At 64.2% G+C, this 15323-nt stretch carries 14 protein-coding genes; 6 read left to right on the top strand and 8 right to left on the bottom strand.

What is annotated here, in order from left to right; genetic code table 11:
* Nucleotides 1–136: 136 nt before the first annotated feature.
* Complete coding sequence (locus JAO75_RS12580; RefSeq protein ID WP_199049487.1) at nucleotides 137–1087, top strand: hypothetical protein; 951 nt, start codon at nucleotides 137–139, stop codon at nucleotides 1085–1087.
* Here the strand turns inward: JAO75_RS12580 and JAO75_RS12575 are convergent.
* The 4 genes from JAO75_RS12575 to JAO75_RS12560 form a co-directional block, all read right to left on the bottom strand.
* Nucleotides 1077–1634 carry a hydrolase gene (locus tag JAO75_RS12575; protein WP_199049486.1) on the bottom strand — a complete coding sequence of 186 codons (558 nt, stop codon included), beginning with the start codon at nucleotides 1632–1634 and terminating at the stop codon, nucleotides 1077–1079. The genes JAO75_RS12580 and JAO75_RS12575 overlap by 11 nt on opposite strands.
* A gap of 4 nt (nucleotides 1635–1638) precedes the next feature.
* A complete protein-coding gene (locus JAO75_RS12570; RefSeq protein WP_199049485.1) occupies nucleotides 1639–4020 on the bottom strand; it encodes a PAS domain-containing protein in 2382 nt (793 codons plus the stop codon).
* 126 nt (nucleotides 4021–4146) lie between these two features.
* Entirely contained in the window at nucleotides 4147–6537 is a 2391-nt protein-coding gene (locus tag JAO75_RS12565; protein ID WP_199049484.1) for a PAS domain-containing protein, read from the bottom strand.
* 87 nt (nucleotides 6538–6624) lie between these two features.
* On the bottom strand, nucleotides 6625–8736 hold the full coding sequence (locus JAO75_RS12560) for a S9 family peptidase (RefSeq protein ID WP_199049483.1): 2112 nt from the start codon (nucleotides 8734–8736) through the stop codon (nucleotides 6625–6627).
* Nucleotides 8737–9146: 410 nt separating this feature from the next.
* On the opposite strand from JAO75_RS12560, the gene JAO75_RS12555 reads away from it, so the two are divergent.
* Nucleotides 9147–9581: a Ros/MucR family transcriptional regulator gene (locus JAO75_RS12555; RefSeq protein WP_199049482.1), complete on the top strand. Its 435-nt coding sequence runs from the start codon at nucleotides 9147–9149 to the stop codon at nucleotides 9579–9581.
* A 45-nt stretch (nucleotides 9582–9626) separates the two neighbouring features.
* Here JAO75_RS12555 and ftrA read toward each other — a convergent pair whose 3' ends face one another.
* The gene (gene ftrA / locus JAO75_RS12550) at nucleotides 9627–10622 is read right to left on the bottom strand and encodes a transcriptional regulator FtrA (protein ID WP_199049481.1); all 996 of its coding nucleotides are present in this window, start codon (nucleotides 10620–10622) and stop codon (nucleotides 9627–9629) included.
* Nucleotides 10623–10710: 88 nt separating this feature from the next.
* Between ftrA and JAO75_RS12545 the strand changes: the two genes are divergently transcribed.
* Together JAO75_RS12545 and JAO75_RS12540 are read left to right on the top strand one after the other, a co-directional pair.
* A complete protein-coding gene (locus JAO75_RS12545) occupies nucleotides 10711–11145 on the top strand; it encodes a rhodanese-like domain-containing protein (RefSeq protein ID WP_199049480.1) in 435 nt (144 codons plus the stop codon).
* A gap of 187 nt (nucleotides 11146–11332) precedes the next feature.
* The gene (locus JAO75_RS12540) at nucleotides 11333–12301 is read left to right on the top strand and encodes a DUF6456 domain-containing protein (RefSeq protein ID WP_246742478.1); all 969 of its coding nucleotides are present in this window, start codon (nucleotides 11333–11335) and stop codon (nucleotides 12299–12301) included.
* Here JAO75_RS12540 and JAO75_RS12535 read toward each other — a convergent pair.
* Both JAO75_RS12535 and JAO75_RS12530 read right to left on the bottom strand, forming a co-directional pair.
* Nucleotides 12298–12726, bottom strand: a complete 429-nt coding sequence (locus tag JAO75_RS12535) for a SufE family protein (protein ID WP_199049479.1) — start codon at nucleotides 12724–12726, stop codon at nucleotides 12298–12300. The genes JAO75_RS12540 and JAO75_RS12535 overlap by 4 nt on opposite strands.
* 68 nt (nucleotides 12727–12794) lie before the next feature.
* Complete coding sequence (locus JAO75_RS12530) at nucleotides 12795–13118, bottom strand: hypothetical protein (RefSeq protein WP_199049478.1); 324 nt, start codon at nucleotides 13116–13118, stop codon at nucleotides 12795–12797.
* Nucleotides 13119–13487: 369 nt separating this feature from the next.
* On the opposite strand from JAO75_RS12530, the gene JAO75_RS12525 reads away from it, so the two are divergent.
* Together JAO75_RS12525 and JAO75_RS12520 are read left to right on the top strand one after the other, a co-directional pair.
* Nucleotides 13488–14321: a peptidoglycan-binding domain-containing protein gene (locus JAO75_RS12525; protein ID WP_199049477.1), complete on the top strand. Its 834-nt coding sequence runs from the start codon at nucleotides 13488–13490 to the stop codon at nucleotides 14319–14321.
* On the top strand, nucleotides 14321–14662 hold the full coding sequence (locus JAO75_RS12520; RefSeq protein ID WP_199049476.1) for a DUF1491 family protein: 342 nt from the start codon (nucleotides 14321–14323) through the stop codon (nucleotides 14660–14662). Before JAO75_RS12525 ends, JAO75_RS12520 begins: the two co-directional genes overlap by 1 nt.
* Before the next feature lie 19 nt (nucleotides 14663–14681).
* On the opposite strand, the gene JAO75_RS12515 is transcribed toward JAO75_RS12520, so the two are convergent.
* Entirely contained in the window at nucleotides 14682–15266 is a 585-nt protein-coding gene (locus JAO75_RS12515; protein ID WP_199049475.1) for a carboxymuconolactone decarboxylase family protein, read from the bottom strand.
* Nucleotides 15267–15323 lie beyond the last annotated feature (57 nt).

The raw sequence follows: 15323 nt of genomic DNA, 5'->3' as shown, positions 1-15323 counted from the left end.
TTAAAGCGCAGGAGCCCTAAGAGCAACGGCCAAGCTCCGGACTTTTTTCTGCCCAAGCTTCCATCGCGGTTGTCTTTTGCCTATACAAGCATAGCTTTGCATTCAATAACTATAGTTTGCGTATGATGGAGACAGCATGATCATCGCTCTTCTGGCCCTCGCTCTCGCGATGATCGTTGGCGGATTGCTGGCTGCCTTCTTCGGATGGGATATCGTTCTGGTCGAACGCGGCTGGACCATGGTGATCGCCGGCAGCGTCACGGCGGCGAGCGGTGCGCTTCTCCTCGGCCTTGCGGCGGCGGTCTCCAAGCTGGCGAAGATCGAAAAGCGGCTCTCGGAGCTGCAGGCGGGCTCCGGGATCGATGAGTTCGGTATGAGCCGTCACGCCGGGGCACTTGCCGGCGCCGGGCTTGCGGGTGTCGCTGCGGCAGAGACGGCCGATGCCGACGAGGATCGCACTGACGACAGCCAGCCGACCCTGCCTCTCTTCGAGGAGCAGGAGAGACGCGAGCAGGACGAGCCTCAGGACAAGCCCATGGTGGCCGCCGCCGAGTGGCCCACCGACAGGGATGCCGCCCCTGTCATTCCATTCCCACCGCGGACCACCCCGATTGCCCCGCCTGCCGGGGACGAGCAGGAGCAGGACCTCAAGGTGCCTGACTTCCTCCTGGCAGACCGGCGGCGCAATGATGAGGAGGGCCCTCTCGTTGCCGAGCCGGGTCTCGAGGTCGAGGTCTTCGAGCTGGGTGATGACCGCGAGCCCGGAGGCAAGGATCGTGACCGGAGCGATGAGCCTGCCGAGGCCGTTGCTGCCGTCGATTCCGAGACAGAGTTGCAGCGTGGCGACGATACTGCCGCTCCGGAGGCCGATCAGGAGACCCGGTACGAAGACGAGGCGCCGTCCGACGAGGAGAGCCCGGCTACGGTCATCGGCACCTACAATTCCGGCGACAACAAGTACGTGATGTTCTCGGATGGCTCCATCGAAGCTCAGACCCCGAGCGGCACCTTCCGCTTCCAGTCCCTGGACGAGCTGAAGGAGTTCATCGCAGCCGGCGGCGAAGGCAATTCGTCGGCTAGTCTTTGAAGAGCGGCGCCAGGGCGCGGAACTCGTCCGTCGCAGCCCGTTCCATCCACTCGAAAGCCACCATCTCCGTGGTCACCCAATGGCATCCCGCATGCAGCAGGCGCGCGCAGGCGGCGTTGACGCTATGAGGCGAGCGGCTCGACACCGCATCGGCCACCACGAAGACCTCCAGGCCTGAGGCCCTGAACTCCAGGGCGGTCTGCAGCACGCAGATATGCGCCTCGGCCCCGCAGATCACAAGCTGATCGCGGCTGCTGCCCCGCATGGTTGCGATCCGCTCCGCAATCGAAGGCTCCCGGGCGGCCGAGAAGGTGGTCTTCGGCAGGGTGACGGCCTCCGAAGGGAGCGCCTCCGCCACCGATGGAAGGGTGGCTCCCAGCCCTTTGGGATACTGTTCCGTCACCGTGACGGGGATCTTGAGCCGCTTGGCTGCCTCCAGCAGGATGGCCAAGTTGCGCACAAGGCCTTCGCTGTCGTGGATCGCGGGCATCAGGCGGGCCTGAACATCGACCACGACGAGGTGCGAGCGGCTTGCGTTCATCAGCATGGCGTCATTGATCCGGGTTGAAGATCGGCGGAGCGCCGGGGATCGGCAGGGTCATGGTGAAACGAAGCCCTTCTTCGGGGAAGTTCATCGAGACGTCCGCCTGAAGCTGGGTGGCCAGGACCCTTTGCAGCAGGCGGGATCCGAAGCCCTGACGGGTGGGCGTGCTCACCCGCGGACCGCCATGCTCGGTCCAGGCAAAATGCAGGATCGGCCGCTCCTCGCCCGGCTCCACCCGCCAACGCACCTCCACCTGGCCGCCAAAGGTCGACAGAGCTCCGTGCTTGGCCGCGTTGGTGGTCAGCTCGTGAATGGCCATGCCGATGGGCACCGCCGCCTCCGAAGGCAGCTCCACATGGGGTCCCTCGACGATGATGCGGTTTCGCGCCTCGTCCTCGTAGGGGCCGAGTTCGGTCTGGATCAGGTCCTCGAGAGCAGCCTTCTGCCACAGATCCTCGGTGAGCAGGTTGTGGGTGCGGGCAAGCGACACGATGCGGCCGACGAAGCCCTGGTAGAACTCGTCGATGCTGGATGCGGTGCGGGCGGTGGAGCCGACGATGGCTTGGACGGTGGCGAGCGTGTTCTTGACCCGGTGATGCAACTCGCGGATCAGCAGCTGCTGGCGGTGCTCCGCCTGCTTGTGCTTGGTGACGTCGATATTGACGCCGATGATCCGGGCCGGAGTGCCGTCCTGCCCGTAGAAGATCATCAGGCTGCCTTCGATGTGACGGAAGGAGCCATCCGGGAGCGGGATACGATACGTGAAGGCCATCTCACGATCGCCTCGGGCAATCGTCTCTCTAAAACTCTTCTCGAACGCATTCAGGTCAGCCGGGTGAATGCGGGAGCTCCAGCCTTCGTAGGTGCCCTCAAAACTGCCGGGCTCGATCCCGAACAGCTCTTCCTGCTCCGACATCCAGGTAATGGCGCCGCTGCCCACATCCCAGTCGAAGACCCCGATCCGCGCGGCCCGTTGAGCCAGGGCGAGCCGCTCCTCGCTCTTGCGCAGGGCCGCTTCGGTCTCCTTCAGGTTGTGGATGTTGATGCTCGTCCCGATCTTGCCCTTGAACTCGCCACTGGAATCGTAAAGCGAGCCAACCCGAACGATGTGCCAGTGATAGGTGCCGTCGACCGAGCGATAGCGCATCTCGGCTTCCATCACATCGTCGGTCGCCTTCTTTGCATCCTGCATGATGGCGGCGAGATCCTCGGGGTGGACGATCGACAGCCAGCCATGGCCCAGGGTCTGCTCCCGCGAAAGCCCTGAGAATTCGAACCAGGTCTGCTCATTCACGTAATAGACCAGTTCGAGTTCCGGCGTGGCGATCCATGCAAATCCGGGGAGCGCTTCGGTAAAGGTCCGGAACCGGAACTCGGTATCGTGCAGGCCGCGTTCCGCACGCAGCTTCTCGACGGCCGTCCAGGTGCGCTCAGCCACATCCTCGACCAGGGCCACGTCCTCATCCGACCAGGAGCGCGGCATGGACGAGATCACGTAGAGAATGGCCGTGATGTGGCCTTCCTTGAGCAGCGGGACGGTCAAGACGGCCCGGGCATTGATGGTGCTGTAGAAGCTCTGGAGAGTAGGGCTTCCCGTTCGCGGATCCGTGGCGATATCCTCGATGGTCAGGGTCTGCCCCACCTTCGAGTCGTCAATCATGCCATGGAGGAATTCCTGCAGGCGATACGCCCGGCCCTCATTGCTGATCGCACCTCTCGACCATTCGCGCTCGACGAGCACCACGCCGCGGCCATCGTCCACCTCGCCATAGCCGACGCAGTCCACCTTCAGGAGCTGGCCGATGCTCTGAGCGGTCGCCTCCATGGCGGCGAACGGATCCTTGAAGCTCCGAAGCTGCTCATTGAGCTTCAGGAGATAGTCCTGGCGGCGCCGGGCATCCTTGAGCTCTTCCTTGGCGCGCTCGCGCTCGGTCACATCCTGCGTGACGCCGACCAGGCGGACCGGCCTGCCATCCTCGAAAATCGGCGTGCCCCTGACGAGGAGGCGACCGATATAGCCATCAGGACGGACGATCCTGTGCTCCACATTGAAGTCCGACCGGGTCGCCAGCGCATAGGTGACGGCCTGGTTGATGCGCTCCACATCACCCGGATGCTGCAGCTTCTTCAGCTTCTCGAAGGTCAAAGGCTCATCGGCCGGCAATCCGAGGTGGGCCCTGCAGATCGGATTGGCCGTCATCTCGTTCGTCACGAGATCCCGCTCCCACGATCCGAGGCGACCGATCTCAAGCGCCAGACGCAGCATGGCGCTGTTCCCGCGTGAGTCCGTCCCGCTGATGTCTCGGCCCTTCTCCTGTGTGCTGGGCTGCCGCTCGCCTTGCGGCGCAACGGCTTTTGGAAACGGAGGAACGTCGACCCTGTTGATCATGAACAATGCTCTGGAGCTGCGCCTGCTGCTTTCTAAGCATTTCTGGAGGCTACGTCACCTCATGCCACAAAGTCATGCGTGAGGGCGGCAATAGATCATAAGAGGGAGTGACGAATAAACGGAAGGTTAATTCTCGGGACGGTCCGGGTTGAAAATGGGCGGTTCGCCTGGGATGACCATGGTCATGGTGAAGTGCAGGCCCTCCTCGGGAAACTCCATCTGCACCTCAGCCTGGAGCTGCGTGGCCAGCACGCGCCGCAGCAGGCGGGATCCGAAGCCCTGACGGGTGGGCGTGCTCACCCGCGGACCGCCATGCTCGGTCCAGGCAAAATGCAGGATCGGCCGCTCCTCGCCCGGCTCCACCCGCCAGCGCACCTCCACCTGACCGCCAAAGGTCGACAGAGCTCCGTGCTTGGCCGCGTTGGTGGTCAGCTCGTGAATGGCCATGCCGATGGGCACCGCCGCCTCGGAGGGCAGCTCCACATGAGGACCTTCGACGATGATGCGGTTTCGCGCCTCGTCCTCGTAGGGGCCGAGTTCGGTCTGGATCAGGTCCTCGAGAGCAGCCTTCTGCCACAGGTCCTCGGTGAGCAGGTTGTGGGTGCGGGCGAGCGACACGATGCGGCCGACGAAGCCCTGGTAGAACTCGTCGATGCTGGATGCGGTGCGGGCGGTGGAGCCGACGATGGCTTGGACGGTGGCGAGCGTGTTCTTGACCCGGTGATGCAGCTCGCGGATCAGCAGCTGCTGACGCTCCTCGGCCTGCTTGCGGTCGGTGATGTCCTGAACGACCCCGGTCATGCCGCTCGGGGTACCGTCTTGGTTGTAGATGACCTGGCCCTGAGCCGCGACCCAAATCTGAGCATTGTCGTTCAGGCGTCTGACCCTGAGTTCGGTGCTGAACTGTTGCTGGTTTTGAATGGCATCCATCTTGGACTCGATCATCCGAGGCAGATCGGTTGGATGGATTTGCCTTGCCAGTTCGTCCTTCTTGATCGATCCGCGGGTGAGGCCGAAGATTTCGGCAGCCCTGTCCGAGAGGGCGAACATATCCGTGCCGATATCCCAGCTCCAATCCCCCATCCTGGCAGCCTGAAGGGCAATGCGGAGCTGCTCCTCGCTTTTTCTGAGCGCCTCTTCCGTCACCTTCAGATCGTGAATGTCGACGCTGGTGCCGACCCAACCCTTGAACTCACCGGTTGCGGAGTGGATGGGGGCGCCTTGGATCAGATGCCAACGGTAATGGCCCTCGTGCGATCTGTAGCGGGCCTCCGTCGTGTAGGGTGTATGGAGGGTGACGACCGGCACAAGCTCCTCACTCATTCTGGCCATGTCGTCGGGGTGAATGGCCCGCGTCCAGCTGTGGCCGAGCGCATCTTCGCGGGGAAGGCCCGAATAGGTCACCCAGCGCTCGTTCGTATAGAGCAGTTCGGTTTTGGGATTGAGAATCCAGACCAGGGCCGGCAGCGACTCCGCGATCAATCGGAACCGCGCATCCGTTTCCCGGAGATCCCTCTCGGCCCGGGCCTTCTCCACGGCCGTCCATGTCCGCTCGGCGACGTCCTCGACGAGGGACAACTCGTCTCCGAACCAGGCGCGGGGCTGGGACGTGTGCATGTAGAGCACGGCCGTCAGCTTCTGGTTCTTGAGCAGGGGCACCGCGAGAGCCGCCCGGGCATTGATCGTGCTGTAAGCCGTCTGGACCTCGGGATTGTCCGCGCGCGGGTCGGTCCTGATGTCCTCGACGAAGATCGGCCGGCCCAGCTTGAGTTCCGCCATCATGGTGGGCAGGAAATCGTAGAGACGGTAGGCCCGTCCCTCGTTGCCGATGGCCCCCTTCGACCATTCGCGCTCCACCAGGATAACGCCGCGCTCCTCGTCGACCTCGCCGTAGCCGGCGCAATCCACCTTGAGGAAGCGTCCCAGGCTTTTGGCCGTGGCCTCCATGATGGCGTCGGGATCCTCGAGGCTGCGCAACTGATCGTTCAGGTTCAGGAGGAACTCCTGACGGCGCTGGGCCGAGTGCATGTCCTCCTTGGCCTGTTCGCGGGCCGTCACGTCCTGGATGATCCCCATCAGGCGAACGGGTTCCTCACCCTCGAAGATCGCGCCTCCCCGCACGAGGACGCGTCCGATGCCCCCATCGGGCCGGATCACCCGGTGCTCGACGTTGAAGTCCGTTTTCGTCTTGAGCGCGAAGACGATGGCCTGGTCTATCCGGTCCATATCGCCGGGATGAATGAGCTTCTGGAACTCCTCGTAGTTCAAGGAAGCATCCAGCGGCAGGCCCAGGGTGGCCTTGAAGGTGGCAGTTCCCGTCACCTCTCCGGTCCTGAGATCGCGCTCCCAGGACCCGACCTTGCCGATGTCGAGCGCCATGCGCAACTTGCCGTTGCTCAGGCGCAGGGCATTCTCCGTCTCACGCAGGCGGCGTTCCAGATCGGCAAGGCGTTGCCTGTCGCTCTCTCCATAGGAAGCAACATCGGCGGCCGTCTCTGAAGGGCGCCTTTCGGTCATCGACGCATACTCTCGGAATCCCTGGTCTCTCCCGGCTGCCTCGAGCTGAGCGGCAGGATACGGTACAACGAGACATAGGGCTCTGCGTCAGGTCTGAAACCCCCCGATGCACTTCAGCGCGAAGGTATAGGCGAGGGCGACCTCCTCGAGGCGGTCGAAGCGGCCGGCGGCGCCCGCGTGCCCGGCCTCCATGTTGAGCTTGAACAGGATCGGGCCGCCGCCCGTCATGGTGGCCCGGAGCCGCGCCACCCATTTGGCCGGTTCCCAATAGGTGACCCGCGGGTCGGTGAGGCCTGCGAGCGCCAGGATGGCCGGGTAGGCCTGAGGCTTCACGTTGTCATAGGGCGAGTAGGACAGGATGGTGCGGAAGGCGGCCTCGTCCGCGGCCGGATTGCCCCATTCCGGCCATTCCGGCGGGGTGAGGGGCAGTTCGCTGTCGAGCATGGTGTTGAGCACGTCGACGAAGGGAACCTCGGAGATGATTCCGGCGAAGAGGTCCGGCGCCAGATTCGCCACAGCCCCCATGAGCATCCCGCCGGCGCTGCCGCCATGGGCGACAATGCGGCCGCGTGAGGTGTAGCCCGCCTGGACCAGAGCCTCGCCGCAGGCGATGAAATCCGTGAAGGTGTTGATCTTCTTCTCGCGCTTGCCCTCCATATACCAGCGCCAGCCCTTCTCCGTGCCGCCGCGGATATGCGCGATGGCGTAGACGAAGCCCCGGTCGACGAGGGACAGAATGCCGGTGCGGAAGCCCGCCGGCATGGACATGCCGTAAGAGCCGTAGCCGTAGAGCAGGCAGGGGGCGGAGCCGTCGAGGGCGACCTCGCGCCGGTGGACGATGGAGACCGGCACCTGCTCTCCGTCGGGAGCGGTGGCGAACAGGCGGCGGGTCACGTAGTCGGCCGGGTTGTGCCCGCTCGGCACCTCCTGACGCTTGCGTAAGCTGCGCTCCCCGGTGCGCAGGTCGTAGTCGATCACCTCGCTCGGGGTGGTCATCGACGAGTAATGATAGCGGATCGTGTCCGTGTCGAACTCGTAGCCGGCCGAGAAGCCCAGGGAATAGGCTTCCTCGTCGAAGGCCACACTTTGCTCGGCTCCTGTCGCGAACTCCCTCAACACGATGCGCGGGTTCGCGTTCTCCCGCTCGAGGCGCACGAGATAGCGGGCGAGCGCCACGTGGGAGAGGATCATCGTGCCCGGGCGGTAGGGCACCAGATCGCGCCAATGATCGCGCCCGGGTGTGGCGACGGGAGCGGCGACGATCTTGAAATCCTCGGACCCGTCCGCGTTGGTGAGGATGATCAGATCGCTCCCGTGGTGCTCCACGTCGTATTTGAGCTGCGGCGTGCGAGGTTCGACGACGCGCGGTGCGGCCGACATGTCGGACCGGTCGAGGAGCCAGATTTCAGAGGTTTCATGGTCGCTCGCCTCGATGAGCACGAAGGCATCCGATTGCGTGGTGCCGAGCTTCACGAAGAAGCCGGGGTCCTTCTCCTCATAGACGACCTGGTCCCGGTCGGGAGCGGTGCCGAGGAGATGGCGCTTGACGCGCACGGGGCGGTGGTTCTCGTCGAGTTCCACGTAATAGAAGCCCGACGAGTCGTTGAGCCACACGGCGCCGCCGGAGGTCTGGGCCACCTCGTCCGGCAGATCGGTGCCGCTTTCGAGATCGCGCACGCGGATCGTGAAGTATTCCGAGCCTTTGATGTCGGCGCCCCACGCGAGGAGCCGATGGTCGGGGGAATGGTCCGCGCCGCCGAGATCGAAGAAGGGATGGCCTTCGGCCTGCCTGTCGCCGTCGAGCATGATGGTCTCAGCCCCACCGTCGCGGGGCTGGCGGCAGACGAGCGGATGCTGCCCGCCCTCGCGATAACGGGTGAAATAAGCATAAGGACCGTCCGGCTCGGGAACGGTGGAATCGTCTTCCTTGATGCGGCCGCGCATCTCGGCCACGAGGCGCGACTGGAATTCCTCGGTGCCCGCGAAGGCTGCGGCAGCGTACGCGTTCTCCCGCTCCAGGCAGGCGCGGATCTCCGGATCGAGAACCGCCGGATCCTTGAGAACCTCCTTCCAGTTCTCAGCCTTCAGCCATGCATAGTCGTCCCGAACCTCCACCCCATGCATCGCGAAGACGTGCGGTCTGGCCGGAATTGAGGGAGCAGCAGGCAAAGGGTGAAAGGGGAGGCGTTCGGGTTTCATGAAATCTTCCGGTGAGGGGAGCGGGAAGGGATTATGCACAGATAACTCCGATTTCCCATGCAGGGTCCGCAGGGGGCAGAACAGGTGCCGGGAGGTTCTGTTTTAGTTACTTCTTTGGGACCAACGATGAAATTCGTGTGATCAAGGCCCTAACCTATGGGCACAGGCATTAACTTTTGAATGCAGGTTTATTGCACAGTGAAAGATGATACGAAGTTTTCCAAAGTTTTCCTTTTGAACATCTTGCATTGCGGCTGAATTTGCCATACTTGGACGAGCAGGCACGATTTCTGTGCAAGTACGGTGCGGTTCTAGGAAGAGGCAAGCATTGCTTCAGACGAGAATGCTCAAAGATAGGTTGAAAAGCTTTTTTGAGCTGTTCTAAAGAGCCGGAAAGGAAGAAAATCAAAATGAGCGACAACATCGCTGCTTCGAACTACATTGAGCTGGCTGCTGATATCGTTTCTGCCTATGTCAGCAATAATTCTGTTCCTTCGTCCGATCTTCCGACCCTGATCAATGAAGTCCATACGGCTCTTCTGCGTGTCGGGGGCGGCACGGTGGAAGCTCCGGTCGAGGCGCCCAAGCCCGCGATCCCGGTGAAGAAGTCGGTGACCCCGGATTACATCGTCTGTCTCGAGGATGGAAAGAAGTTCAAGTCGCTGAAGCGCCACCTGCGCACGCAGTACAACATGACCCCCGAGCAGTACCGCGAGAAGTGGGGCCTGCCCGTCGATTACCCGATGGTGGCTCCCAACTACGCGAAGGCTCGCTCCGAGCTCGCCAAGGAAATGGGCCTCGGCCAGCAGCGCCGGAAGCGCCGCTCCTCGCGCAGCGCCAGCTGAACGACACGCATTCTCTGAAATCAGCCGCCCCTCGGGCGGCTTTTTTCATTCCGGAGCTCCGCTGAGACTGGAGCTGATCTTGGCTCCTTGCGCGAAGCGGCTTCGATAGGCGGCAGGGCTGGTGCCGAGCCGCGACCGGAAATGATGGCGCAACGTTGCGGCGGAGCCGAAGCCGGTTGCGCCGGCAATATCCTCGATCGAGTGCCGGGTCGTCTCCAGCATTTCGCGGGCGCGGATCAGGCGCTCACCCAGCAGCCACTCGCCCGGCGGCAGGCCTGTCGCGGCCTTGAAGCGGCGAAGGAACGTACGCGTGCTCATGCCTGCCTCTGCGGCCAGCATGTGGATCGGCTGCTCTTCGCCGAGCCGCTGCCGCATCCGGTCGAACAGGGGAGCGAATCGTGCCCCCTCCCGGGCCGGTGCAACGGGGCGCTCGATGAACTGCGCCTGGCCTCCCTCGCGATGGGGCGGCACCACGAGGCGGCGGGCAAGCCGGTTGGCGATCTCGGGGCCGAAATCGGTGCGCACCACATGCAGGCAGAGATCGATTCCCGCCGCGCTGCCGGCGGATGTCAGCAGCCGGCCCTCGTCCACGTAGAGCACGTCCGGCTCGACCTTGATCTCGGGATAAGCCCTCGAGAGCTGTTCCACGTAATGCCAATGGGTCGTCGCGCGGTGTCCCGACAGGAGGCCGGTGGCTGCCAGCGCGAAGACACCGGAGCAGATGGACATCAGCCGCGCGCCGCGCTCATGCGCCCGCCGCAGAGCGTCAACAAGCGCCGGCGGGACCGGCTCGGCGGAGGCTCCGCGCCATCCGGGAATCACGATGGTGTCCGCCTGCTCCAGGAGCTCGAGGCCGCCATCGGCCATGATCTGGAAGCCGCCGATGGCGCGCAAGGGGCCCGGTTCGATGGCGCAGACGGCGAAGCGGTACCAGTCCGGGCCCATCTCCGGGCGCGGCAGCCCGAAGATCTCGACGGCAATGCCGAACTCGAAGGTGCTCAGGCGGTCATAGGCGAGGGCGACGACGAGGCGGTTTGGCATGATCTTTACGTCTGTTGGCGGGAGCGCCGCTTTCCACCATGACGCCTCTGCGGAACTCTGGCCACGGCTTTTCCACAAGGAGGATCACATGCCAGCCAGTTCCGTCGCGGCCATTCCGGCAGCCGCACCCGCCGTCGCGCAGGCGCATTTCGCTGCTCGCCTTTCCTTGGAGACCGATTGCGCCGATGTGCACGAGGCATCCGCGAGCGGTGAGGCCGACTTCGTGGTCCTCGACGTGCGCGGGCCCAAGGCCTATGCCCGCAGCCATGTGCCGGGCGCGCTCAACCTTCCCCATCGGGAGATCACGCCGGAGCGGATGTCGGCCTGGCCCGGCTCGACACTGTTCGTGGTCTATTGCGCTGGCCCGCATTGCAACGGCGCCGACAAGGCCGCACTGAAGCTGGCGCAGCTCGAACGACCGGTGAAACTGATGCTCGGCGGCATGACCGGCTGGGCCGACGAGGGGTTTCCCTTCGCGGAAGGGGCTGAGCCCGGAGCGCTGAACCTCATGCCTGCAGCATGATCCAGTATGCTCCCCCGCCGGAAAAAAGCGGGGGAGCATTGCGGCCAATGTGCGGGCGAACCCTGGGCTGTCCCAGTTATCCTCAGTCTTATCAACAGTTTTGAATCGCGTTGACAACTAGGAATATGACCCCACTATCGAAGAAGGAAGGGGCAGCCCTTCCTTACTTTATTTATAGGAACGAAACATGAACATTGAAGACGGCGATGCGCTTCATCAAAGTATTGCCGCGGCAGGATTTTCACCCGTGGAGAAGGGTGGTTCGAAGAGGCGCAGAGGACATGCGAAGAACAAGACTGTTCCGGCAGCAGGACAACCGGCAGGTGATTCCCTGACCCGGGAGGCAAGGCGCCTGCTGGGGGCGCTCGGCCAGCCGGAGACCTGGGCGTTCGTCGATCCGACCGATCCGTCGAGCGTGCTTATCCACAGGCGCCGCAGCGGCGTCTCGGTCGGGGCAGGGAGCTTCGCGGCGGCGTCGGCGGAGGACCTCGTCGGCAGGGACCTCGCCTCTTGGCAGCAGGCAGGCTCGGGCCGCCGGACGCTGCAACTGACGTCAGCCGGCGAAGCCCATCTGCGCCGGGCCGCCGCGCCCGATGCGGATCTCGCCTTCCTGCATCAGCACCGCGAGACGCAGGCCACGAATGTCGAGACCGCCATGGGCACGACGCGCGTGCGGATCGACACGGAAGAGAGCCCCCTCGACTGGCTGCGCCGGCGCCGGGACCGCAACGGCGCGCCGATGATCGATGAGACAGCCTACCAAGCGGGAGAGCGGCTTCGCACCGACATCATGCTCGCAGGCCTCCTGCCGGGCGTGACGGCGCGGTGGGATGCGATGCCGAAGACCGGCGGCCCTGCCTCACCGGGCGAGGCCACGGAGCGGATGGTCGCAGCACGCCAGAGACTCCGCCACGCCTTCGATGCCATCGGGGGCGATTTCAGCGACCTGCTCCTCGACCTGTGTGGCTTCCTCAAGGGGCTGGAGCAGATCGAGCGGGAGCGGCAATGGCCCGCACGTTCGGCCAAGATCGTCGTGCGCCTCGCCCTCACGCGTCTCGCGGAGCATTACGGCATCGAGGCGGAAGCGCGCGGACCGGCAGCCTCGCGCGGCATCCGCACATGGCAGGCGGTGGTAATCGAGGGCGGGCGGATCTAGGAGGCAGCCAGCGCCATCTGCGCATCCCGGCGAATGCGCTCGACCATGGATCTGACGCCGTTCGACCGTTGCGGCGTCAGATGCTCGGACAGGCCGAGTTCCTTGAACAGGCCGAGCGCGTCCGTGGAGAGCGCCTCGGACGCGGTCTTGCCGTCATAGAGGGAGATCAGGAGCGCCACGAGGCCGCGCACGATGTGGGCATCGCTGTCACCGAGCAGGTGCAGAACCGGCTGCCCCCCGGAGGATTGCACGTCGGTCTGGAGCCAGACCTGGCTGGCGCAGCCCTGGACCTTGTTGGCGTCGCTGTGGGCATCGTCCGGCAGCGGCTCCATCAGCCGGCCGAGCTCGATGAGGTAGCGGTAACGCTCCTCCCACTCGTCGAGCAGCTCGAAGTTGGAAACGATTTCGTCGATGGTCGGCAGCATGGAAAACCTGTGATGTCTGCCGCTCATATAGCCACAGGGCTGCCGTTTGGCGACGGGTGCGCCGGAATCTACGTGCGAGGCTTCGCTGCGGCCGACGCGCGGTCCTCAGACTTCAGGGTATCGGCCGGCCTGGAGGCGTCCGCCAGGGGGAAGCCCGAGGACGTCATGATCTTGTCGACCACGGCCTGCTTGGCGCTGTCGGGCAGGGCCTTCCAGACGGTCTCCAGGTGGCCCGGACTCTCAGGCTTGGGCGACGGAGAAGAGGCGGCAGGCTCGCTCGCCTTCGGCGTGAAGAACGCCTCGAGGGCAGCGGTGCCTTCGCCTTTCTGGCGAACCGGCGAGTAGTAGAAAATGGCGCCGACGATCAGGACGAAACGGAGAATGGACAACATCGGAGGTGACTGTATGGCCTGAAGCGAACAATGATGCAGCACCATACCGGACCCGGCGCGTCCCGCGTAGGCGTGTCGCGGGAAACCTGCAAACAGGATGAACGAAACCTTGCCGCTTTTAGTCGACGCCAAGTTGTTGTGGGGCAATGGAAAACTTGAGCGCTCTTCGCCGACCCGCAGCCTGCGGATGCCGGAATCGATGCGGCCTTGGCATCTCCCCGGTCGCACGGCTGCGGCAATTAGGTTTCGTTTAAGCGCCCTCTGGCAGGCTCCATTGCTAGAGGGACAGCGAGCGGAACACGCCGCGGGCTTGTCCTTTTGCTGACGTGGTCCAAAACGACCTCATCTTTATGAGAACGGAACGATCCCTTGCGCGAAGCTTTTGCCGATCAGCCCGATGACGATCTGGACCTTCCCGCCGTCGTGCGGCGCAAGGCGCCGGCGCGGCCACCGCAGCGGCGGGCCGCGAAGCCTCAGCGCAGGCTGGGCATGGCCGAGCAGGCCGCCGCTTTCGTCTTCGGTCATCCGCGGCAGATTCTCGCGGCCCTGTTTCTGACCGGATGCGGAGGGGCGATTGCCTGGAACGCGCTGGCGCTGCAGAACAGCCGCCATCCCGCGCCTCTCTTCAACACGCGCGAGATCGTGCTTGCCCCTGAGCCATCTCCTGAGGCTGGAGCCGATCAGCCCTTGCCTCCGGTGCGCCCTGGAACTGAACTGACCGAGCAATCGTCGACAGGACCGAATCCGCATGCCTTCGTTCCGCATGCAGCTGCGCCTGAAGCAGGTGCGGTTGGAGCGGCAACGAAGCCCGTGGCGCGCAGCCCGATCACGGAGATGATCCGCAACGGCGGACAGCCCGCGCCGGCCGCCGCGCCTCCTGCCCGGGCACAGCAGCCTGCGCCGGCAGCGCCGCCGGCGCGCACCGCCGCACGCGATCCGATCGCGGACATGATCCGCATGGGCGGTCCCGTGCCGGTGCCGCCCGGCAATGTAGGCCGGCCCGATCCTGGCGACACGGTTCTTGCAGGACAGCGCGCCCTTGCGCGGCTCGGCTACAGCGTGAAGGTAGACGGCCTGATGGGCTCCGGAACCAGGCAGGCCATCGAACGCTTCGAGCAGGACCGGCGCCTGCCGGTGACGGGCGAGTTCAACGGGCGCACCATGCGCGAATTGTCCAACGCATCCGGCATCGCGGTTCAGTAGTGGCACGCCTCCGCTCGGACTTCTGGGTCTCCGCTTATCTCCGCCGCTGCTCGGTGGAAGGCCTCGACGCTGCCCTGCGCAAGCGTGGAGCGGCCGAGGCCGGAGCCATCTTCGTCAAGGTCGATCATCTCGACGGCACTGCAAGCCTGTACGGCCCCGCGCCGCAGGTATTCCTCGATGACAGCGGCGAGCGACTCTTCGCTCCCATCCTGCAGGGCGTGATGCCCCTCGACGTGGAGGAGCGCATGACCCGCGAACTGCGTTTCGATCCCGATCTCTGGCTCGTCGAGGTCGACGACAGGCAAGGCCGCCATCTCCTGGATCTGGCGCCGGGCGACTAGTTTCGCGGATCGATCCCTGTCAGAGGGCCCTGCCGACGGTCATCTGCGATCGGAATTCTTCGTCGCTGTCGATGAAGGCCGCTTCCGTACCGGCCCCGACCGCGTCGAAGAACCGGCTGACGAAGCACCGAAAGGTTGCGCAGAGAGCAATGTCGCAAATCTGCCGGTCCGAGAATCCTGCTGACCGCAGTCGGTCGATGTCGGATTGCGAAATACGCGACGCATCGGTGGCGACTTTCTCTGCATAGGACAGCATCTCTACGTCCTTCGCCGACAACCCTGCCGTTCGAAAGTCGTGCTGAACCGCAAGGACGGCGTCCTTCGATCCGAGGTCCGCGATGAGCTGCTTGCTGTAGACCTGTGAACAATAGGTCGACGGGATGTGCTTTGCGGCAATCAGCGTGATCAAACGCCATTCGCGCAGGCCAAGGGAAAAGCCGGCCCGGATCCTGTCCGAGAAATCTGTGTAGATCGGCAGCAGGTCGGGACGGGCGGTGAAGCATTTCGTCGCTTCCATGACGAATCCGAGCTGCTCCCTCTGCCGCTCGTAGATCTCTGCGACCCTGCCGGTTGCGTTCTCTTCCTCAATCGTTTCCAGGAACATCCCAACCTCCGGCCAATGTGACAGAATGAGAAATCCTACCAGAAACCTTGGTCTGGA

The sequence above is a fragment of the Microvirga splendida genome (genome assembly GCF_016427565.1).
GTDB lineage: Bacteria > Pseudomonadota > Alphaproteobacteria > Rhizobiales > Beijerinckiaceae > Microvirga > Microvirga splendida.
This window is presented reverse-complemented; position numbering and strand designations above follow the sequence as displayed.